Origin of the sequence: Phycicoccus jejuensis, from assembly GCF_044797865.1 — a bacterium.
GTDB classification, from domain to species: domain Bacteria; phylum Actinomycetota; class Actinomycetes; order Actinomycetales; family Dermatophilaceae; genus Phycicoccus; species Phycicoccus jejuensis.
Genome location: NZ_CP085209.1, coordinates 667,486 through 687,931, shown reverse-complemented (window position 1 = coordinate 687,931; position 20,446 = coordinate 667,486). Strand labels below are relative to the sequence as shown.

Here is a 20,446-nt window from a genome sequence, read left to right as displayed (position 1 = left end):
GCCACAGTCATCGTGAGCCCAACTCTCGGGCCTTGAGGGCGATTTTTACTGACTGACGACCCATATAGAACGTGCCGAAGAGCAAGCTCGCGGCGACACCAACGTAGGGCAGGTCACCACGCTCGAGCGTGGCCTCGGAGCGCCAGGCGCCCATGGACATGTGAACAACCAGCCGGCCGTCACGGATACGTACGCCGTCGACGGCGACTTTGAACTCTCCAACTGGTGAAAGCACTTGCATTGGGGTCTCCTGATCAGGCGTTTTTGACGGTCAGCGCAACGTGAGCATGGTTTGTTCGCAGGCTTGCATCGCCGCTGCTTCGGCGTTGTCGAACGTCTTGGGTTCGGCGAGGCTGAAGCATTCGACGACGTGGGGTCCTCCGAAGACAGCCCCCTCGATGTTGCGCATCGCAACCCGACTGGCAGCCAAGATCACCGCGTCCGCGTGCACATGGGTCAGGCGATCGCCCTGGGACACCACTGCCCGGTTCACCCGGGGAAAACCGTGCACGCTCAGAACCCGGGCATCGGTGAAGGTGTTCGTGCCAGGCCATGGATCAACCCCGTCCGACCCGGCTCGAACCGACGTCACCGTGATGGCGCCGGCAGAGCCTAAGGCCGAGCAGAGCTCCTCAGCCAAATGACCGTCTCCGATCACCAGCGGGTGACGGCCCAAAAGCACACCCGAGTCCAGGAGGTGCCGGGTCGCGGACCCGGGCATGACCCCGGCACCGCGCTCCCCTGCGATGCCAAGCTCGGCACGCGTTTGCGGCCGAGATCCCGTAGCCACGACGAGTGCATCGGCCGACAGCGTGACTGCACCCTCTACCCCCAGGGTATGGACCTGACCCTGGCGGAACTCGGCCGCGAGAGTGCCAAGCATCATCCGCACGCCGGCGCGCGACGCGGCCCGAGCAAGCTGAGCGGCATCGGTCTCCGGCTCCTGGCCCCCCGGAGCCGGCAATCGCTCGACGAGCGTTACACCGATTCCACGCTCCGCGAGCATCCGCGACACCAAGATGCCGGTACGTCCAGCACCCGCAACGACCACGTCACTCACCGGTCGTCACCCCCGCGCCAAGCGTTGATCCCGGCTCATGCATCGGCGTTTCCCACGCCTCTCCTGGGGTATAGAGCGAGGTGATGAACGAGACTCCGGACAGGCACGCCGAACCTTGGCAACGCCCCCACGTCGCATGGGTCCGTCTGGCCACTCCCCCGATGGATGTCGCCGGCAACGGCTCCCGCAGGGCTTGATGGATGTCGGCAGCGGTGACCTTCTCGCAGGCACACACCACCGTGCGGCCCAACGGGTCCTTAGCAACCCGCGCGTAGTCGCCGTCCGCCCATAGCGGCGGCGTGTACTCGAGGTCGTTACGAGCTCCCGCGTCCAGCCGATCGCTGAGCCCCGCTCCGACGAGCAAATCACGGATGTGGTCTCCCATCGCCAGCGATGAGGAGACCCCTGTCGAGCGAATGCCCGCGGCTTGGAGGAGGTTCCCTGCAGTCTCAGACCAGCCGACGCGGTACGTCTTGTCGCTGTGGGGTCGCAGACCCGCGAAGGTCTTGATAGCGAACTTCGTGTCAATGTCCGGCATCAAGACACGACACCGATCCACCACGTCGTCAAGACCTGCTCCGGTCGTAGACTTATCTGTCTTGTCTTCGAGGTCCTCTGCGTCCGGACCGATGAGCACCGACCCGTGGGCGGTCGGGATAACCATCGGACCGTGACCGAGCTTCCCCGGCATTCCGGTGAGGATCGACGGAACTCGTTTCCCGAACTCCCTATCGAGCAGAACCCACTGCCCTCGGCGCGGAGTGATGGAGAATTCGTCGCCGCCTAGAGACTTCGAAACGAAGTCCGCCCCCAGGCCAGCGGCGTTCACGACAAACCGCGGCCGGAAGCGACGTTTTGTCGTCAGCACCTCTTCGACCTGTCCATTGCCTAAAGAGGCTGAGACCACCGACTCCCCCAGATAGAAGCGCACCCCGTTAACGGAGGCGAGCTCGGCGAATGCGACTGGCAACCGCACTGAGTCGACGACCCCCTCATCGGGGACATAGATGCCGGCTACCGCCCGACCAGAGGCGTGCGGAGCAACTTCAGCGAGTTCATCACCGCGCACCTCTCGGACTGTGACGCCGTTCTCCGTGGCTCGTTCGCACAACGCCGAGATCCCGGATGCCTCCTCCTCCGAGAAGGCCAAAAGGGTCAGGCCCACCCGGCGAAACGTGACACCTAGCCTCGAGGCAATGTCCTCCCACCGCGGACTCGAGGCACAAACCAACTGCGCCTCAAGGCTGCCCGGCGCAAGAGACCAGCCGCAATTAGCGATACCGCTGTTGGCGCGGGACGTCTCCTCGCCGACGTCGTGTCGCCGCTCAACGACCGCAACGTCCACGTCAAGATGGGAGAGGGCCATAGCAATCGACGTACCAATGACACCCGCCCCCACGATCAGGACATCTGGAGTCTCCACAAGTGGGAGGCCGCTTGATTGCATCCGCCGCTCCTAAAGTCGTCTGGGATCAACTAACGATCGTTGAACGATAGGAGCGGACTATAAGTCGAGTCAATGAATCCTCGGCACTCGCGCCTGCCACATCGGCAGATGGGAGTTCCAGCCGGCTATGTATCGGATTACCCGATACGTCCGGTTAACGACTACACCCCACCCGCGCGGGAGAGGTGCGACCGCAGCATCGACTCGAAGTACGTTTCGGCGGGACTGACAGACGCCCGCGTCAGCCGGACCCAACACACTCGCCGCGCTGGCGAAGGCAAATCCGTCACCCGGAAAGCGACGACCTCCCCCCGCCGTTGCTCGTCCGCAATGGTGTGAGTGGACAGGAAGCCGACTCCACGGCCTCGACGCGCCGCCCGCTTGACCGCGTCCACCGAACCCAGTTCCCATACGTTGCGGAACGAGTAGTCAGTGCCGGACAAAAGTCCCAAGGCGTACTCGCGGGTGCTTGAGCCCGTTTCTTGAACCAGAAGCGTGAAATCATCGAGGGCGGCGGCGTCCACATAGCCGTCCGAGGACAGGTCAAGGAAGCGGGGTCTGGCTACACCGACGATCTCATCAGGGCCAAGGGCGGTCACTGTCAGGCGCTCGTCGCGCATATCACCACACGTGACAGCGCACGTGACTCGACCCGAACTTAGCCATTGACGAACTTCTGCGGTCGATCCCACCGACACGTGCACGTTGACATCGGGACATTCCTGCTGGAACTGCTCGATGATGTCTGGAACCAAATAAGTTCCAGGCACCGAAGACGCGCCGAGCTCGAGCGTGCCGGTGCGCAGTCCCGCGCGGGCGGCAAGGGCGGACTCGCCGGCAGTGAGGTTCGAGAGTGCTTGGGAGGCGTAGACGGCTAACACGCGACCCGCGTGGGTGAGCCGTAGCGACCGTCCGTAGCGCTCAACAATCGGTTCTCCCGCGGCAGCGTTCAACAAGCGAATATGCTCGCTGGCGCTAGGTTGGCTGACACCAACCGCCTCGGCCGCCTGCGACAAGCTGCTGCACTTCTCCAGCTCTACAAGCAACCTCAGACGAGTGACGTTCCAGACATCCTGCAGTGACGGCACTTCGTATCCCCTTGTGACGCATCGTTCTAGCCCAACCGCTCGGCGGGGGCAGGGTCTTGACCTCCCAGGCTGTCACGGCACCCCAAGGCAGACCCCGGGCCACCGGAAGGCCGTGGCCCCGGTTGGCACTAACCGGCCGACCGTCCCGGGGCCACGTGCCCTTCCTGGAAGGCGGGCGATGCGCTGACCGCTTCCGCCGCAGGGTCTGCAACTAGGAGGACGCCGTCATTCACAGGCCATCGAAGAACGGCACGGTCTCCGGCGCGAACTGCAGAGGCCGTACTAGCTGGCTCCCTGACCAGGCCAGTGGTCCCGTCAGGCAATCGGACGCCAAGCCTGCGCGAGGAACCCAAGTACATCTCGTTCAGTACCGTAACCTCGACTGCGTTTTGCTCCGCGGTGGCCGAGACCGCTCCCGCAGCTTCCAGTCGGAGCCGCTCCGGCCGCACCATAACGACACCTGCTGACCCATCAGGCAAAGAGCCGTTCACGCGGACCTTCGCCGCACCTTCGACGAAAGAACCCCGACCATCGCTTCTTACCTTCCCCGCAATCAACGTGGACTCCCCGAGGAACGTTGCGATAAAGATGGAAGCCGGAGATTCATACAACTCCCTACCGGTGCCGATCTGTTCGATTCTGCCGTCACGAAAAACCGCAATGCGATCGGAAAGAGCCAGTGCCTCTTCCTGATCGTGGGTCACGAAGATAACAGTGCTTCCAACCTCACGATGGATCCGGCGCACCTCTAATTGCATGCTGTCTCGAAGTTTGCGATCCAGCGCGCCCAATGGTTCGTCCATCAGTAGCACGGAGGGTTTGAAAACGATAGACCGTGCCAGGGCTACACGCTGCTGTTGCCCACCTGAAAGCTGACTTGGTCGCCGGTCAGCCATTCCATGCAAGTGCACCGTTTCCAACGCCTGCGCAACCTGCTTTTTCCGCTCTGATGAGCTAACCCGACGCTGCTTTAGCGGGAACGCCACATTATCGCTAACGCTCAAGTGGGGAAATAAAGCGTAGTTCTGGAAGACCACCCCCAAATTTCGCTTATGAGGTGGGAGGTGCCCAACATCGCGACCATTGACGTGGATACTGCCTTCGTCCGGCGTATTGAAGCCAGCGATGAGGTTCAAGGTAGTAGTTTTCCCCGAGCCAGAAGGCCCGAGCAGCGTCATGAACTCACCGGGCTCAACAGACACCGACACATCATCCACGGCACGTTGTGATCCATACGTCTTAGTGAGATGACTAATGTCGATGCGGGCCCCGGTGGCACGGGCGGAATTCGTCATAACATTATGCCCTTCTTCGTGCGCTGTGTTCGACGGCCCATGATCCACAGCGCTAAGGCCAGGACGGAAACGGTAAAAAGGAGAATAAGAGAGGCAGCCGCTGCGACAGTTGGATCCGTATCCCGAGTCATCGACGACCAAATCAGAACCGGCAAGGTGGTCAGTGCTGGCGTCTGGAGGAAAATCGAGATCACAACGTTATCGAACGACAGTATGAAGGCGAACAGCGCCCCGGCTATCAGACCAGGCGAAACAAGCGGGAGGGTAACTAGCCGAGCGGTCGACCACGGACCGGCACCAAGGCTAGCTGCCGCCCGTTCGAGATTCTCGTCGAAACTGGCGAGACTCGCGAGGACCGTAGTTACCACCATAGGCATCCCCAAAGCGGAGTGGGCTAAAAGAAAGCCAGGCAGCGTCCCGACGAGACCGAGACGCAAAAACGCCGCATATATTCCTATACCTAGCACGATCTCCGGAATAATGAGGGGCGTAAGCAAGGCTGCTCGGATGGGCTCCCTCCCACGAAGCCTGCCCCATCGAAAGAGGCCTACAGCGGCCGCTGTGCCCAAAACCACGGCGATCAATGCTGACAGCGCTGCGATCAAGACCGAGTTGAGTGCAGCGTCACGCCACGCTGGATCCTCGAACAGGTTTCGGTACCAGCGAAGTGACCAACCCTTTGGAGGGAATAAGAACGACGCCTTATCCGTGAAGCTGACGGGAATGATGATGAGGGTTGGCAGAGTCAGCCACAGCAAAACGAGCAGACCAGCGAGCCATAAAAGAAGGCGTCGCGCGCGCACGGCGGTCATGGTCGCCCCCCGCTCAACACTCTGCGAACCGCAAGCGCGGTGCCTAGTACACCGAAAGTGACGACCAGTAGCAGTGTTGCCAACGCCCCGCCGCGTCCGAAGTTCAGCAACGACCCCACCTGTTGAAACATAGCTTGAGCAAGCAACGAACTCGACGGCGATCCAAGAAGGGCGGGTGCCAAATAAAACCCCAGACTCATAATAAACACGATGAGACTACCCGCGACGACCCCGGGCATAGACAAGGGAAGAAATATGGACCGAAAAGCCCTGAAGGGAGACGCTCCTAAACTTTCAGCCGCACGCACCAGCCCCTTGTCTATGCCGCGCATGCTCGCAACCAGCGGTAGGACCATGAATGGCAACAACAACTGCGCCATTGCAATGGTAGGCGCCCAACGAGTTCCCAACAGCACCCCGTCGAACCCGAAGAGGCCCAGCGCGTTGTCCGCAATCCCGTGCGGCTGGAACAGGATAAGCCAAGCAAACACCCGAACCAGTAAACTCGTCCAAAAGGGCAGGATCGTGAACACCATAAGAACCGCAGCAACACGTGGCCCGCTGCTCGATATGAGATAAGCAAGCGGGTACCCCGCTGCAAGACATATTGCCGCAACAAAGAGACCCGTAGTGATGGTACGCCAGATGATCTTTAAGTAGACCGAGTTGCCGAAGACCCATGCGTACGCGTTCGTCCCCTCCTCCCGCAAGGTGATCGACTGCCACACGCTGGTGGCAAGAGGGTAGAGAATCGCAAACGCGATGAGAAGAAGCGCAGGGGCTACCAGCGCTCGACTCCACCGCGGTCGGCTCGCACTGGGTCTTAGCGCTCGCGCCGCCGTGGACGAGCTTCTAACCATTGATCCAGGTCGTCCACCGGTCAGTGAGGCTGCCAATGTTATCGCCCCACCATGCGCTATCAACGGTGACAGGGTCAACGTACGGAGCTTGACTGGCCTGATACTTCGCGACGAGAGGATCAAGCTTCGGATCCGAATTCACGTTGGTCCCAGGGTAGCTGGTTTCCTGTGTGACGATCTCCATCTGCTCAGCTCCTAGAGCGTAGTTGATCAGCGCCATGGCGGCAATTGGGTTCGGCGCACTCTTAGGGATGACCAGCTCGTCGTACTGCACGAGCGGGCGATCATAAACAGGCTCCCAGTTGGCACCGTTCTCAACAGCCCCCAACACGCGACCGGACCAGAAAATGCCCATCGCCGCCTGACTAGACTCAACCATCTGTGTTGCTTGCGCCCCGGTAGACCAGAACACCAAATCTTCCTTGATGGTGTCCAACTTAGCGAAGGCCCGATCGACGTCCAGGGGATACAATTCTTCCGACGCTACGCCATCTGCCATGAGCGCTGCTTCGAGTACTGCCGCGGGGTTCCCAGCGAAAACGGCGCGCTTGCCCGGGAACTGGTCCACGTCAAAGAAGTCTTGCCAATCATCCGGAGCCTCTGGGAACTCGTCAGCATCGTAAGCGAAAATGTTTCCGGTTCCCACGACAGGCACGGAGCATGCAGATCCTTGATTGTCTGGAGGGAGCACCGACCGGTCGATGATCTTCTCGTCGAGTTCCATAAGAAGCGAACCGCAATTAGCTGCTGCCCAGGTCGACTCGACATCCACCACATCCCACGTTCCCTGGTCAGCCGCAACCTGTGCCTTGATCTTGGCATAATCCGTCGGGGAATCCTCCACGATCGTGGCTCCGGAGTCCGACTCGAAGCCCTTCACCCCCGCCATCTGCCCCTCTTGAATTTCGCCCCCCCCAAGACGTGTAGTTGACCGTGACCCCCTCGAGCGAGCCCGGCTTCACTGTGCCAGCAACCGGAGCCCCTTCAACCACGTCGGAGGCACTGATTGATTCGGATTGATCTCCACCACATCCGGCCGCCGCGATAAGCGCCACCGCACCGACGAACGTCAAGCCGCGTCGTCTCCCCAAATTGCTCATATCCTAAACCTTCCGAAAAGTGATTGGATTGCTGCTGCGGTCCTTGTTCCTGAATTCAGTCGTGGTACGCGGGAGTACGAGGCCGAGCCACTCGGCAACCATCCCAGGTCGTTCTTGCCCAACGGCTCCAATCACACAGTGGTACCTCATCAGGTAGCCCTTACCTCTGGACTCTGCCGCCCGGATCTCCATCGTGAAGTATAGTTCGTCCGTCGTGTGAAGTGGGGCCGTGAAACGGACGCGGTCCACGCCATAGTTGAAGGTAAAGCAAGTGACTGGGTCGGGCCGCACAAGACCGTGAACGAGGTAGTCGAGTAGGGCCAAGGAGTGGAAGCCTTCGATCATTCCTTCGGGGTAGTCAGCCGCGAGACTATCCTCGTACGTCGTCGTCACCCCAGTGATGTCTTCGAATGTATCGACCTCCTGCTGGGTCACTCGAAAACTATCTGACGCAAATCTCCGACCAACCAGGCTTGGCAAGTTCTCAAACGCAACAACTTCTTGGCTGTTCATTGAACCCTCATTTCGGTTCGATCCCAGACGTCATCAAGGGCGTGAACGCCCGCGACCTTCAACTGGGCCTTCCTGATTCGTTGAGACGGCGTTCGAGGGAACGGCCGGTCCCGAAGCTCGTAATAGCGCGGGATCTTGTGAGGTGCGAGCCGTTCCGTACAGAAATTCACCAATTCTGAGAAGTCGACGCGCTCAACGCCGGTGAACTCCACATAAGCTTTCCCCTCTTCACCACGAAGATCATCGGGGACGGGAACAACCGCTACATCGTGCACTGCTGGGTGCGAACGTATTACGGCCTCCACCTCGAACGGCGCGATGTTTTCGCCACCCCGCCGTATGACCTCTTTGAGCCGTCCCCTGAAGAAGTGCATGCCGTCCGCGTCGCGGCTTATCTCGTCCCCGGTTCTAAGAAACCGGCCCAGGGTGACATTCGCAGTCTCCTGCGGGTTATTCAGGTAACCCGCCATCATGAATGGCCCGGAGACCGCTAGTTCCCCAATGGTCTCGCCCGTTAGTGGCAACCCCGCTCGATCCACGATCTCGACGTCCACCTCCGGGACAGGCAGCCCAATCGCCCCCGTGCCTATGTAAGAGTCAGCAAGATGGGGGGGCATTGCGAGATTCAGTCCAGTCTCTGACAATCCGTAAACGTCGTACCACGGGAATCCGAATCTCTCGACCAGTTCCCGGTGGTGTCGCGGTGGAACTCCGATTTGCAGCGCCATTCGCATCGTGTGATTCTGTTCGTCGGTGGTGGGCTCGCGTTTCAGCAAAAGATTCGGGATGGCTCCAATACCCAGCAGCACGGTAGTTTCAAACTGCTGAACTACGGACCAAAATCGATTGACGCTGAACTTCCGCATTGAGACGAATGGCGCACCAAGTTTCAACGAAAGGGCGAACAGCCAGATCGAGTCCCCGTAGAAGAATTGGAGAGGGTTGAGGAAGCTGTCTGTTGACCGCAGGTCGTAGAGTCGCCCAACCACGTCAACGTATCTGCAAGTTTCGCCTTGCAGGTGGGCGCAACCCTTAGGCATCCCAGTGGTGCCCGACGTATAAGTGATGAAGGTCGTGTCATGAATTGAGGGAGGCGCGGAAAGTAGATCAAACGAATCGTCTTCGTCGCAAAAGGCAAGCAATCCGTCAGGTTCCTGTTCGCCGAGGATTAGCACTTCCGATAGATCGGGACACTTGGTCTGGGCGGAGCGGAAGAGTTGAGACGTTTGCTGCTCGGCTAAAACCCACGCACTTCTAGAGTCCCGTAGCATGTGTTCCGCCTCCGTTTGGGTGAGCGCAGGATTCATGTTCACCATCGGATGGCCGGTACCAAGCAATGCGAGCCATATGATAAAGAATTCGGCACGGTTACCCATGGCCACAGCGATAGGAGTTCCGCGAGGAACACGCTTGGACACGTAGGCGGCGAACTGCTCCGCGCGCGCGAGCAGGGCCTCCGCTGTTAGCGAGGCTCCGTCCTCGAACTGAATCACCTGTAAGTCTTCGTCTCGGCTGGCCTGGGGCTGGCTGGCAGGGTTGGCGTCGGTCACCCGGTGCGCGTTGTGACTCCTGAATCGCCTGACCCCCCTTGGGGGTGTCATGCCTGGGATCTGTCCAGCGTGCGCTGGGTGCCGGCGCCGACCCTGGCCCACAACGATGGCTTGATCAGAAGCATGTCCACCAACGGGATTGCCGTCCCGGTGGTGTGACTCATTACAGGCCCGCCTCGTCGTGACTTCTCACCCGGGCTGACGCCGGCAACGACGTCCAACCCGAACAAGTGAGGAGAACATCGCATGCCCAGTCTGCCGGTCACGGTGGCTGAGACCTACCGCTACGTCGTAGGGGTCGACACCCACGCCGCAACCCACAGCTACGCCGTCGTCGATGACCGCGGGGCACTGCTCGACCAAGCCACCTTCCCGACCTCCCCGGCCGGGCTGCGTCGCGCGAGGGACTGGATCGGTCGCCGCACCCAAGGTGATCTCGACTCGGTGCTGATCGCCGCCGAAGGAACTGGCTCCTACGGGGCTGTTCTCAGCGACGTCCTGTCTGATGCGGGCTACCGCGTGGTCGAAGCACCAACCCCTCGGCGCGAACGTGGCCGCGGGAAGACCGACGCTCTTGACGCTGTCCTCGCTGCCCGTGCCAGCTTGGTCATGCCGCTGGCCTCGCTACGTGATCGCCGCGCCGGTCAAGCGCACACCGCGCTGCGGGTCCTCACCGTCGCCCGTGAGCACCTCAACGTCGAGCGGACCAGGTGCATCAACGCACTGACCTCGATGCTGCGCAGTCACGACCTCGGCGTCGATGCCCGAAAGTCTCTGACTTCCCAGCAGGTCACCACCATCGCTGGATGGCGACGTCGCGAGGAAGGGATCGGGACGGCGACCGCCCGCGCTGAGGCAGTCCGACTGGCCAAGCGCGTGCTCGTGCTCGATGAGGAGCTGTTCGAGAACCGTCAGCGACTGACCGAGATCGTCACCGCCGAGGCGCCCGAGCTCCTCGAATTGCGCGGCGTAGGCGCCGTCACCGCAGCCATCATCCTGACCGTCTGGTCCCACCCTGGACGCATCCGTAGCGAAGCGGCCTTCGCCGCGATCGCCGGCACTGCACCAATCCCCGCCTCGTCCGGCAACACCGTGCGTCACCGCCTCAACCGCGGCGGCGACCGCCGGCTCAACCGGGCACTGAACACCATCGTGCTGACCCGCATGCGAACTGACCCAGACACCCGGGCCTACGTCCAACGGCGCCTGGCCGAGGGCAAGACCAGCAAGGAAATCCGACGCTGCCTCAAGCGCTACGTCGGACGGCAGATCTTCCGCACCCTCGCCGCGACCCACCCAGGACCAGAAGTGCTCGCGCCAGCTGCTTGACACGACATAGAAGCATCACGGCGTGTGGTTTCTCTAGCAGCACCGGAACCAGCGTCTCCACGATGGGTGCGGCTGGCATCACGCTCCAGGCGTTGCCAGTCACGCTGGTTGGCCATGAGAACGCCTCCGAGCGCTCCACTCCCTCGGCCGATCCGCCAGCGCCCCTGCTGTGCGAAGTCACGAGTGTGTCACCTACCGTTCGCTGATGTTGCGCCTGTTGTACAACGGGTGGCATAAGTAGCGCAGACGCTTCGTCTGATGTCAAGGGACGTCTTGCAGGGATCGACCATTGATGCTGGAGCCGTGGCCCCGGGGGTCTTCCGAGAAGCGGCGAACCGTTCATCGTCTCTTCCTGCGCCGGGAACACTTACCCGGCTCCTGGGTCTGCTGCACGAACGGGTGACAGTTTCGGTTAGGCCGCCTTGATCACGGCCGGATTCATGATCAACTCGTACTCGACCGGGGTCAACCGTCCAAGAGAGGCCTGTCGACGGCGTCGGTGGTAGGTCCTCTCGATCCAAGTCACGATCGCGATCCGCAGCTCCTCGCGCGTCGCCCACGCTCGCCGGTTGAGGACGTTCTTCTGCAGCAACGCGAAGAACGACTCCATGGCCGCGTTGTCGCCAGCCGCACCGACCCGGCCCATCGAGCCAACCATCGAGTGACGGTTGATCGCGTGGACAAACTTCCTGCTTCGGAACTGCGACCCGCGGTCGGTGTGAACCACACAGCCAGCCACATCACCACCTTCGATGCGGCGGCGAGCAACGGCATTGTTCAGCGCCGCGACCGCCAGCGACGACTTCATCCGTGAGTCGATGGAGTAGCCGACGATCCGGTTGGAGTAGACGTCCTTGATCGCGCAGACATAGAGCTTGCCTTCGCCGGTCCAGTGTTCGGTGATGTCGCTGAGCCAGAGCTCGTTCGGGCTGTTGGCTATGAACTCGTGCCGGGTCACCCCGTGCCTGTCGATGACGGCGCACAGGTCGTCGTGGACCGGCGGCCCTGGCTTCTTGCCGTTGCTGCCGCGCTTCTTGCCGTGCGAGGACCACCAACCCAGCTCAGAGCAGATCCTCCAGGCCGTCCGCTCGGCCATCGGCTCGCCGGCCTCATTGGCCTCATCGACCAGGAAACGGTAGCCGAACTCAGGGTCGTCGCGGTGAGCGTCGAACAGAGCGTTGGCGCGGTAAGCCGCCCTCAGTTCGGCGTCGGTGATCGGGCACTTCAGCCAGCGGTAGTAGGGCTGGCGTGCGATGTCGAGCACCCGGCACGTCACCGCGACGGGCACCCGCACCGGGGCGTCCTTGGCGGCCAGCTCGCGGACGAGCGGGTACATCATTTTCCCGGCACGTTGGCCTGCGACAGATACGCAGCAGCGCGACGCAGGACCTCGTTCTCCTGCTCGAGGAGCTTGATCCGCTTGTTCGCTTCACGCAGCGCATCAGACTCAGCCGCGGGGGTGGCGCGGCTTGATGATCGGGACGAGTTCCGTTCGTCGATCGACAGCCACCGTTTCAGGCACGACGGCGAGATGCCGAAGTCCTTCGCGACCTGGGCCATCGAGGCATCCGAGTCCTTGTAGACCCGGATCACGTCCTCGCGGAACTCCTTGGGGAACGCCTTCGGCATGGTGCACATCCTTCCAGCGCCGACTCATCGACGCAGATTCAGATGTCACCTATCCGTGCAGCAGACCCGGGCGTCCAGCCTGTGCGCAGCACTCGGGCCGGTGCTTGCTACCGCGGTCGATTCCTCGGTCATGGCTCGAGCGCGCGAGCCTAGACCCGGGTTCAGACCCCTGGGTCGGCGGGCGGCCACCACTCGGACGGCTCGACAATCGGCTGTCCTGCAAGATGGGGGCCCAGATATTGGGGCAGCGTCCCAGGGTAGAACCGAGCCTCTGCTGCCTCCACCCAGGCAGGGTCCACCCAGCGACTCGTCACATGATCGGCGCGTTCGTACGCGTCGGGTTGGGCGACTACACACGGCGGTCGAACATCCAGCACTTCCATCGTGACAATCGACTCCATCTGTACTCGCCATCCCCCATAGAACGGGTAGGCGAAGCACGGTGCCACGTGGGTACCGCCATTTTGCTCGGTGATGGGCGCAGTCCCGTTTCTTCCCAAAGTTCTCGTCTCGCGGCCGACAAGACGCTCCCTCTCCTGCGTTTAGGCCGCCGCCCGGCAGTTCCCACCACCGGCCAAGCTCCGGCACATGGTCACATCTCGAGCGCCGATAACGAGCACGTGCCTTCGTCCACCACAACTACGCGGACAGCTCGACGCACGCCGACGTTTGGCCGCAGTCGGCGGACAGTCACTGTTGGCCCTTCCCCGCGGGGACGCGAACTCGATGACGGTGACCGTGACGGTGACCACTAGACCAATGCCGAGGGACCAATCTCCCCGAGACCCGCCTGTCGCCATCCGTTAGCATCCCTCGGCGCCCCGCGTTGTCTGCAACGCCCCTAACACCAGCGACCATGAACGCTAACCTGGACAACAGCTGGAACTCCGAAGCCGATCCGCAGGACGGCCGCGTGCACGTTCGCCGTTTGGAGACACGCCCGAACCCACTGACCGGACCCGGTCCCGGTGCGCTCCACACGGGCGTCGAGCTGGGAGTCGCCGAAAGGAGCCCACCCGGGCTACCTGGACTTCAGACGGTGTTGGACTCAACGACCCCATCCAGCTGCTCACCTGAACGCCCCTGAGCGAAGGGAAACGCCGGCAGAATCGGCACCTACGCGCAGCCTCCCCGGGAACGAGGACGAAGACTGTCCGATGACGTGCCCCGCCGAACCGTGGCTCCCGGTCGACGACCGAAGTGCGCACCCGTCAGGATCGAATGCGTTCGTTTGTGGGGTCGTACAGCGCCTTGAGGGCGATTGTGATCGCGAACAACTCCCCGCCGACGTTCACTGAGTAACTGCCCGCCCGGAGCCAGGAGATGTCGACGGGTTTCCCCGCGGGGTCCCAGACGTAAGCCAGGCCAACGCAGGCGCCCGCAGCTTCGCCCCAAGCTGCGGACGTCACCTGGCCAGCGGCGACGCCGTCACGCAGGATGAGCTCGCCGCCCCACAGCATGGCTTCAGGAGAGTCGACCTGCAGTCCGACAAGACGGCGCCTTGGACCCTGGGCCCGAACCTTCTCCACGGCGGCGCGTCCCAGGAAATCGATGCTGCTCTTGAGCTTGCAAGCGAACTGCAGGCCGGCCTCAACAGGGTTGTGGTCAGGGGTGAGCTCACGCCCGAATGCGCGATAGCCCTTCTCGAGGCGCATCGACTCAATCGCGTAGTATCCACCGCGCGCAACGTCGAACTCAGCGCCGGCTTCAAAGAGCAGTTCGTACACCCCAACTGCGAACTCGACCGGCACATACAGTTCCCAGCCGAGCTCGCCCACGTAGGTAATTCGGGTTGCGCGGACAGTCGAGTAGCCGAGGTCGATCTCGCGACTGGCTCCGAACGGAAAGGCGTCGTCGCTGAGGTCGGCCCGGCTTACCTTGGCAAGCAAATCGCGCGCGCGAGGACCCATGATGCCGAACACCGCCAAACTAGAAGTGGCGTCGAATAGCGTGGCCTCGAGCCCGGTAGGGATGTGCTTTCCGATGTGGTCTTTGTCGCGCTCCGTGGTAGCTGCGCTAGACACGATGAGGTATTCGTCGTGCGCCACCCGGGTGACAGTGACATCGGACTCGTAGGTGCCTCGGCTGTTGAGCATACCGGTGTAGACCGCCCTACCCACCTCGACAGCGACGTCATTGGTGCACAACCACTGCAGCGCCGCCTCAGCATCCCTGCCTTTCAGCAGGTACTTCGAGAAGCTGGTCTGGTCGAAGACCGTAACGTTTTCACGGGTGTTGCGCTGCTCAGCGGCTGACCAAGGCAACCAGTTCTGCTTGCCCCACGAGTATTCAATTCCTGCGTTCGCCCCCTTCGGAGCGAAAAAGTTCGCGCGCTCCCAGCCCATCCGGCTACCGAAGTTCGCGTTGGCCTCGACGAGCAGGTGATGGACGGGCGAGCGGCGAAAGGGCCGCGCGGTGCGCATCTCACGGTTCGGCCACGGGATCTCATAGTGCAGACCCAAAATCTCACTAACCCGGTCGTGGAGCCAGGTGACGTTCCCGTTGAACTTGGCGAACCGACGGATGTCGACGGTCGTTAGGTCGCTCGAAGGCTCCCCTCCCACAATCCATTCCGCCAGTGCGCGACCAGCTCCCCCGGCGCAAGCGATACCCACCGAGTTAAAACCAGCGCCGACGAAGAAGTTCTGCAACTCGGGCGCCTCGCCGAGGATGAACTGGTTGTCGGGGGTGAAGCTCTCCGGACCGTTGTAGAACTTCCGGATGCCGGTCTCGTTCAAGGCGGGGATTCGCAACAATGCGTTGTCCATGAGAATCGAGAAGTGGTCCCAGTCTTCTTCGAGAAGCGCGAACTCGAAGGGGCAGGGCAGCCGGTCGGGCGCAACCCAGGGCTTGGCCTCGGGCTCGAACCCGCCCACGACCAGGCCACCGACCTCTTCCTTGAAGTAGGTGTATCCATCGGGATCACGCAGCACCGGCAAGTCGGTGTGGACACCCTCGAGGCTCTCGGTGACCACGTAAAAGTGCTCAGCCGAGTGCAAGGGAACGTTGACTCCCGCGAGGGCGCCAACGGCCTTCGCCCACTGGCCCGCACAGTTGATGACAATTTCGGCCTCGATGGTTCCCGCGTCCGTCTGGACCCCAGTGACACGGCCGCGGTCCGAGAGGATGCCGGTGGCCCTGACCCGCTCGAACACGCGAGCACCCTGCATCCTTGCGCCTTTCGCGAGCGATGAGGTGAGATCGGTGGGGTTTGCCTTGCCGTCCCCAGGTAGCCAGATGGCCCCCACCAGGTCATCGACCTGCATGACCGGGTACTTCTCCTGCGCCTCGGCTGGGGTTAGTAGCACGCACTCCATGTCGAAGGCCTCAGCCGTGGCGGCCGTGCGACGCAGTTGCGTCATCCGGTCCTCGGTACGCGCGACAGTCACGCCGCCGCACTGCTTGTACCCGGCAGAAAGCCCCGTCTCGGACTCCAGCTCGGCATATAGCTGGGTTGAGTACTGGACAAGTCGCGTACCGCTCTCGGAGGCCCGGAGCTGTCCTACAAGTCCGGCGGCGTGCCAGGTGGTCCCGGACGACAGTTGCCCCTGCTCGAGGAGAACCAGATCGGTCCAACCGAGCTTGGTCAGGTGGTAGGCCACACTGGTGCCGATGACGCCGCCACCGATGATGACGACGTGGGAACGGCTGGGGAGGTTGTTCGACATCTCTGCATCCTTTGTCAGTGGAGTTCGGTTCTTGCGGCCTCAGGCCCACGTCGCGTTCAGTCTGCGAGCTGCACGTCGTGAAGAAGTGATTCGAAGTCGGGTCCCTGCATTCGCGGACGGCCATGTCGAATCGCCCCATGGTCCACTCCCAAAAGTCGTACTCGACTGGGCTGACCGCATTCTGAATCGCCTGTAAGTCTTCGTCTCGGCTGGCCTGGGGCTGGCTGGCAGGGTTGGCGTCGGTCACCCGGTGCGCGTTGTGACTCCTGAATCGCCTGACCCCCCTTGGGGGTGTCATGCCTGGGATCTGTCCAGCGTGCGCTGGGTGCCGGCGCCGACCCTGGCCCACAACGATGGCTTGATCAGAAGCATGTCCACCAACGGGATTGCCGTCCCGGTGGTGTGACTCATTACAGGCCCGCCTCGTCGTGACTTCTCACCCGGGCTGACGCCGGCAACGACGTCCAACCCGAACAAGTGAGGAGAACATCGCATGCCCAGTCTGCCGGTCACGGTGGCTGAGACCTACCGCTACGTCGTAGGGGTCGACACCCACGCCGCAACCCACAGCTACGCCGTCGTCGATGACCGCGGGGCACTGCTCGACCAAGCCACCTTCCCGACCTCCCCGGCCGGGCTGCGTCGCGCGAGGGACTGGATCGGTCGCCGCACCCAAGGTGATCTCGACTCGGTGCTGATCGCCGCCGAAGGAACTGGCTCCTACGGGGCTGTTCTCAGCGACGTCCTGTCTGATGCGGGCTACCGCGTGGTCGAAGCACCAACCCCTCGGCGCGAACGTGGCCGCGGGAAGACCGACGCTCTTGACGCTGTCCTCGCTGCCCGTGCCAGCTTGGTCATGCCGCTGGCCTCGCTACGTGATCGCCGCGCCGGTCAAGCGCACACCGCGCTGCGGGTCCTCACCGTCGCCCGTGAGCACCTCAACGTCGAGCGGACCAGGTGCATCAACGCACTGACCTCGATGCTGCGCAGTCACGACCTCGGCGTCGATGCCCGAAAGTCTCTGACTTCCCAGCAGGTCACCACCATCGCTGGATGGCGACGTCGCGAGGAAGGGATCGGGACGGCGACCGCCCGCGCTGAGGCAGTCCGACTGGCCAAGCGCGTGCTCGTGCTCGATGAGGAGCTGTTCGAGAACCGTCAGCGACTGACCGAGATCGTCACCGCCGAGGCGCCCGAGCTCCTCGAATTGCGCGGCGTAGGCGCCGTCACCGCAGCCATCATCCTGACCGTCTGGTCCCACCCTGGACGCATCCGTAGCGAAGCGGCCTTCGCCGCGATCGCCGGCACTGCACCAATCCCCGCCTCGTCCGGCAACACCGTGCGTCACCGCCTCAACCGCGGCGGCGACCACCGGCTCAACCGGGCACTGAACACCATCGTGCTGACCCGCATGCGAACTGACCCAGACACCCGGGCCTACGTCCAACGGCGCCTGGCCGAGGGCAAGACCAGCAAGGAAATCCGACGCTGCCTCAAGCGCTACGTCGGACGGCAGATCTTCCGCACCCTCGCCGCGACCCACCCAGGACCAGAAGTGCTCGCGCCAGCTGCTTGACACGACATAGAAGCATCCCCCACAAGGTCCAGCCATACTGGCCGACGATCCCCTGGAGTCGTGCCCGCGCGATCTTCGACCGGCGGTGGCGCCCGTAGTAGGCCGTCACCAGTGCGTCGAGCTGGTCGAGGTCAAGATGACACTCCCCCCAGATGTTGCCAAGCTCGAACGCGGCGTCGTTGTTGCCCGAATACTCGTAGTCGATGAGCCAAACCTTCTCGCCATCGTCGACGAAGTTCTCCGCGAGCAGATCGTTGTTGCAAGGAACTGTCCCGACGTCGCGCACCGCGAGGGCCTTCTGGATGCGGCCAAGGGCTTCGGCGTGGTCGAGATACCCCGGAGGGAGTCGGAACCCGTTTCTCTGGACTGTTCGAAGGTAGCCTTGCCGACGCTCGAACATGTTGAAGGTCCCTTGGAATGCCGGGCCCGCATGCAGTTGGCGACACGAGAGCGCTATCCGCTCGATGACGCCCTGGTCTCTAATGGTCTCCCGACTGAGAGTTCTGCCGTCGAGGAACTCGATGACCAACACGCCGAGGTCGGGGCGGTATGCGACGACTGGAGCCCCAACACCCGCCTTCTCGGCAGCACAAGAGTTGTGGTATTCCACATCACGGTCGATATCGAGAGCGTCCCCGCCCAGACCCGAGCAGCGCGCGACGAAGCGCCCATCGGGCGTAGTCACTTTCAAGTTGCGGTTCGTGAGTCCACCTGAGAGTTCGGTGATGAAGCGCGGGCGGCCAGCAAGCGCCGGGATCTGGTCAAACAACGATTCGAGCTGGTCGTCCTGAAGAAAGGCGGCCGACATCGGACTCCTCGATTGCTAAGCAGATCAGCGAATGGTCAGAAGGGCTCAGTATCTGACGCGCACGACACTACGGGCCGCTAGGTCGAAAGGTCTAGACCCATTGTTCGCCAGGACGCGCCTCGCCCGGCACGCCGGTGAAGCAACTTGCGGTCGGATGCAGACCCAGACCGCTGGTCAGCGCCGCGCCGAGGCCGGACGTACCGAGGTCAATGCCACGGAGTAGATCGTGCCCAACGTATGCCCGGAACGTTTCCTACGGTGCTCCTCGAGGTGGTGCTGGGCGCAACCTCTCCACCCCCGCGGCGCTGACCACAGCAACGTCAGCGCTGACGCGACAGCATCCTCTGGGTCGGTCCACACCTACCTGTGCCGCGCAGCACTCGTCCACGGGTAGCGCCACCTGCGGAGCGGCAATGGTTGACATGCTCGCAAAAGACTAGACTATTGACTGAACGGCGCATCGACTTCGATGCCTCTCGACGACATGAACATCTTCATCGCAAACGAGGAGCAGCCACCATGATCACCCGACTGCAGGATCGCGTCGCCCTTGAGGCCGGCCCCGCCATCGGCCCGGGACTCGCCAGCGGCGGCCCCATAGCCAAGAGAAGAGCTGCGGTCATTAGTGGCGATCTAGCCCCTGCGGCTCGCAAGGCGGCTGCTGCCGATGAAGTACGGAAGTGGTTCGCGCCCTCGAACGGCACGAAGAAGGACAAGGTAGACAACCTTTCCCAGACAGCACCTCGCCACGGCGGCAGCGTCGGTATCGCTTTCGGCACCGCCCGCTGCGTCCCGCTCGAGGACGTCTCGACTCTCGACCTCGGCCCCTACGCACTCTTGGCCAACGACGGCCCATCCTTCATGCCGACCGGGAGCTTCCTCATCGACGGCGACATCTCGGTGCCCTACGTAAGGCCGGTGCTGTGATGCCAACTACCGACCCCAGCCACCCATCGGTGGAAAAACTAATCAACGACTGGAGCAGACGAACAAACCGTGCTGTCATCTTCGACTTCAACGGCACCCTTTCTGACGACGAGTCCATACTGCTGAACAGCTTCACCGATCTCTTCCACAAGTACCTCGGGTGGCAAATGACTCCGGAGGAATACACCGAGCGGCTACTCGGACACAGCGACCGAGAAATCGTTGAAATCGCGGTTCGCACGCATGGCGGCGGCGACTCGGTCCTGGTTGACGAGCTGCTGGCTAGGCACGGAGACCGCTACAAGCAGCTGGTAGCAGAACGTTCTCCGATCACTGATTCGGCTGCGGAACTGGTGGCACACCTGGCGCGCCTTGAGGTTCCTATGGCGATCGTGACAGGCGCGCAACGTGACGACGTCCTTGCGGTCTTGAACAACTGTTCGACCGGCGAGCACATCGACTTATTCGTCACGGTCGAAGACGTCGAGCACGGCAAACCTGACCCCGAGGGGTTTCTTAAGGGTGCGGCGCTGCTGGGTGTCGAACCCCAAGACGTTCTTGTTTTCGAGGACTCCGTCCCGGGTATCCAAGGCGCGCTTGCCGCCGGAATGCGGTGCGTTGCCGTCACCGGAGACAACCCTCGTCCTCATGTGCTTGCTCAAGGCGTCGCGACCACCCATCGCCTGAGCGCCGACCTGCTCGATGTGTGAGCGGACGAAGAAGAAGCGACTCGTTTGAGCTGCTACTAGAGTGGTCGGCCAGCTGCAACGGGCACGTGCGTTCA

The 20,446-nt window shown here is 62.3% G+C and carries 18 protein-coding genes; 4 read left to right on the top strand and 14 right to left on the bottom strand.

Translation table 11 applies throughout. The features are described 5' to 3' along the window. Positions 1–7: 7 nt before the first annotated feature. The 10 genes from LG324_RS03135 to LG324_RS03090 form a co-directional block, all read right to left on the bottom strand. Complete coding sequence (locus LG324_RS03135; protein WP_048696996.1) at positions 8–241, bottom strand: hypothetical protein; 234 nt, start codon at positions 239–241, stop codon at positions 8–10. A gap of 30 nt (positions 242–271) precedes the next feature. After that, complete coding sequence (locus LG324_RS03130) at positions 272–1,060, bottom strand: FAD-dependent oxidoreductase (RefSeq protein ID WP_083433650.1); 789 nt, start codon at positions 1,058–1,060, stop codon at positions 272–274. Next, a complete protein-coding gene (locus LG324_RS03125; RefSeq protein ID WP_083433649.1) occupies positions 1,053–2,507 on the bottom strand; it encodes an NAD(P)/FAD-dependent oxidoreductase in 1,455 nt (484 codons plus the stop codon). Before LG324_RS03125 ends, LG324_RS03130 begins: the two co-directional genes overlap by 8 nt. A 161-nt stretch (positions 2,508–2,668) precedes the next feature. Beyond that, on the bottom strand, positions 2,669–3,595 hold the full coding sequence (locus LG324_RS03120) for a LysR family transcriptional regulator (RefSeq protein WP_048696987.1): 927 nt from the start codon (positions 3,593–3,595) through the stop codon (positions 2,669–2,671). Between the two features lie 128 nt (positions 3,596–3,723). Continuing rightward, positions 3,724–4,797: an ABC transporter ATP-binding protein gene (locus LG324_RS03115; RefSeq protein WP_404351708.1), complete on the bottom strand. Its 1,074-nt coding sequence runs from the start codon at positions 4,795–4,797 to the stop codon at positions 3,724–3,726. A gap of 89 nt (positions 4,798–4,886) precedes the next feature. Further along, the gene (locus LG324_RS03110) at positions 4,887–5,702 is read right to left on the bottom strand and encodes an ABC transporter permease (RefSeq protein ID WP_404351706.1); all 816 of its coding nucleotides are present in this window, start codon (positions 5,700–5,702) and stop codon (positions 4,887–4,889) included. After that, a complete protein-coding gene (locus LG324_RS03105) occupies positions 5,699–6,430 on the bottom strand; it encodes an ABC transporter permease (RefSeq protein ID WP_404351704.1) in 732 nt (243 codons plus the stop codon). Before LG324_RS03105 ends, LG324_RS03110 begins: the two co-directional genes overlap by 4 nt. A gap of 124 nt (positions 6,431–6,554) precedes the next feature. Beyond that, positions 6,555–7,442 (bottom strand): extracellular solute-binding protein, encoded by an 888-nt coding sequence (locus LG324_RS03100; RefSeq protein ID WP_404351702.1) that lies wholly within the window; start codon positions 7,440–7,442, stop codon positions 6,555–6,557. A gap of 223 nt (positions 7,443–7,665) precedes the next feature. Continuing rightward, positions 7,666–8,097, bottom strand: coding sequence for a hypothetical protein (locus tag LG324_RS03095; RefSeq protein ID WP_404351700.1), 432 nt, complete (start codon positions 8,095–8,097; stop codon positions 7,666–7,668). Between the two features lie 74 nt (positions 8,098–8,171). Then, positions 8,172–9,725, bottom strand: coding sequence for a class I adenylate-forming enzyme family protein (locus LG324_RS03090; RefSeq protein WP_404351698.1), 1,554 nt, complete (start codon positions 9,723–9,725; stop codon positions 8,172–8,174). A 246-nt stretch (positions 9,726–9,971) separates the two neighbouring features. Between LG324_RS03090 and LG324_RS03085 the strand changes: the two genes are divergently transcribed. Continuing rightward, entirely contained in the window at positions 9,972–11,054 is a 1,083-nt protein-coding gene (locus tag LG324_RS03085) for an IS110 family transposase (protein ID WP_192912052.1), read from the top strand. Positions 11,055–11,466: 412 nt separating this feature from the next. On the opposite strand, the gene LG324_RS03080 is transcribed toward LG324_RS03085, so the two are convergent. From LG324_RS03080 to LG324_RS03070, 3 genes are all read right to left on the bottom strand, one after another. Next, a protein-coding gene (locus tag LG324_RS03080) for an IS3 family transposase (RefSeq protein ID WP_191281029.1) occupies positions 11,467–12,683 on the bottom strand; the annotation gives its coding sequence in 2 pieces (ribosomal slippage) (positions 11,467–12,396 and positions 12,399–12,683; 1,215 coding nt in all). A gap of 349 nt (positions 12,684–13,032) precedes the next feature. Next, on the bottom strand, positions 13,033–13,251 hold the full coding sequence (locus tag LG324_RS03075) for an NUDIX domain-containing protein (RefSeq protein WP_226283274.1): 219 nt from the start codon (positions 13,249–13,251) through the stop codon (positions 13,033–13,035). Positions 13,252–13,894: 643 nt separating this feature from the next. Then, positions 13,895–16,351: an FAD-dependent oxidoreductase gene (locus LG324_RS03070; RefSeq protein WP_192912057.1), complete on the bottom strand. Its 2,457-nt coding sequence runs from the start codon at positions 16,349–16,351 to the stop codon at positions 13,895–13,897. 493 nt (positions 16,352–16,844) lie between these two features. On the opposite strand from LG324_RS03070, the gene LG324_RS03065 reads away from it, so the two are divergent. After that, positions 16,845–17,927, top strand: coding sequence for an IS110 family transposase (locus tag LG324_RS03065; protein WP_404351695.1), 1,083 nt, complete (start codon positions 16,845–16,847; stop codon positions 17,925–17,927). Here LG324_RS03065 and LG324_RS03060 read toward each other — a convergent pair. Next, positions 17,845–18,735, bottom strand: a complete 891-nt coding sequence (locus LG324_RS03060) for a choline kinase family protein (RefSeq protein WP_226283157.1) — start codon at positions 18,733–18,735, stop codon at positions 17,845–17,847. The two genes, LG324_RS03065 and LG324_RS03060, sit on opposite strands and share 83 nt — an antisense overlap. A 519-nt stretch (positions 18,736–19,254) precedes the next feature. On the opposite strand from LG324_RS03060, the gene LG324_RS03055 reads away from it, so the two are divergent. After that, positions 19,255–19,662: a hypothetical protein gene (locus LG324_RS03055; protein WP_192912056.1), complete on the top strand. Its 408-nt coding sequence runs from the start codon at positions 19,255–19,257 to the stop codon at positions 19,660–19,662. Continuing rightward, positions 19,662–20,372 carry an HAD family phosphatase gene (locus LG324_RS03050; protein WP_192912055.1) on the top strand — a complete coding sequence of 237 codons (711 nt, stop codon included), beginning with the start codon at positions 19,662–19,664 and terminating at the stop codon, positions 20,370–20,372. Before LG324_RS03055 ends, LG324_RS03050 begins: the two co-directional genes overlap by 1 nt. The last annotated feature ends 74 nt before the right edge of the window (positions 20,373–20,446 follow it).

Coding starts and splice junctions, on each gene's coding strand:
- LG324_RS03135 (WP_048696996.1), bottom strand. CDS start 241: ATGCAAGTGCTTTCACCAGTTGGAGAGTTCAAAGTCGCCGTCGACGGC.
- LG324_RS03125 (WP_083433649.1), bottom strand. CDS start 2,507: ATGCAATCAAGCGGCCTCCCACTTGTGGAGACTCCAGATGTCCTGATC.
- LG324_RS03110 (WP_404351706.1), bottom strand. CDS start 5,702: ATGACCGCCGTGCGCGCGCGACGCCTTCTTTTATGGCTCGCTGGTCTG.
- LG324_RS03085 (WP_192912052.1), top strand. CDS start 9,972: ATGCCCAGTCTGCCGGTCACGGTGGCTGAGACCTACCGCTACGTCGTA.
- LG324_RS03070 (WP_192912057.1), bottom strand. CDS start 16,351: ATGTCGAACAACCTCCCCAGCCGTTCCCACGTCGTCATCATCGGTGGC.
- LG324_RS03065 (WP_404351695.1), top strand. CDS start 16,845: ATGCCCAGTCTGCCGGTCACGGTGGCTGAGACCTACCGCTACGTCGTA.
- LG324_RS03060 (WP_226283157.1), bottom strand. CDS start 18,735: ATGTCGGCCGCCTTTCTTCAGGACGACCAGCTCGAATCGTTGTTTGAC.
- LG324_RS03055 (WP_192912056.1), top strand. CDS start 19,255: ATGATCACCCGACTGCAGGATCGCGTCGCCCTTGAGGCCGGCCCCGCC.
- LG324_RS03050 (WP_192912055.1), top strand. CDS start 19,662: ATGCCAACTACCGACCCCAGCCACCCATCGGTGGAAAAACTAATCAAC.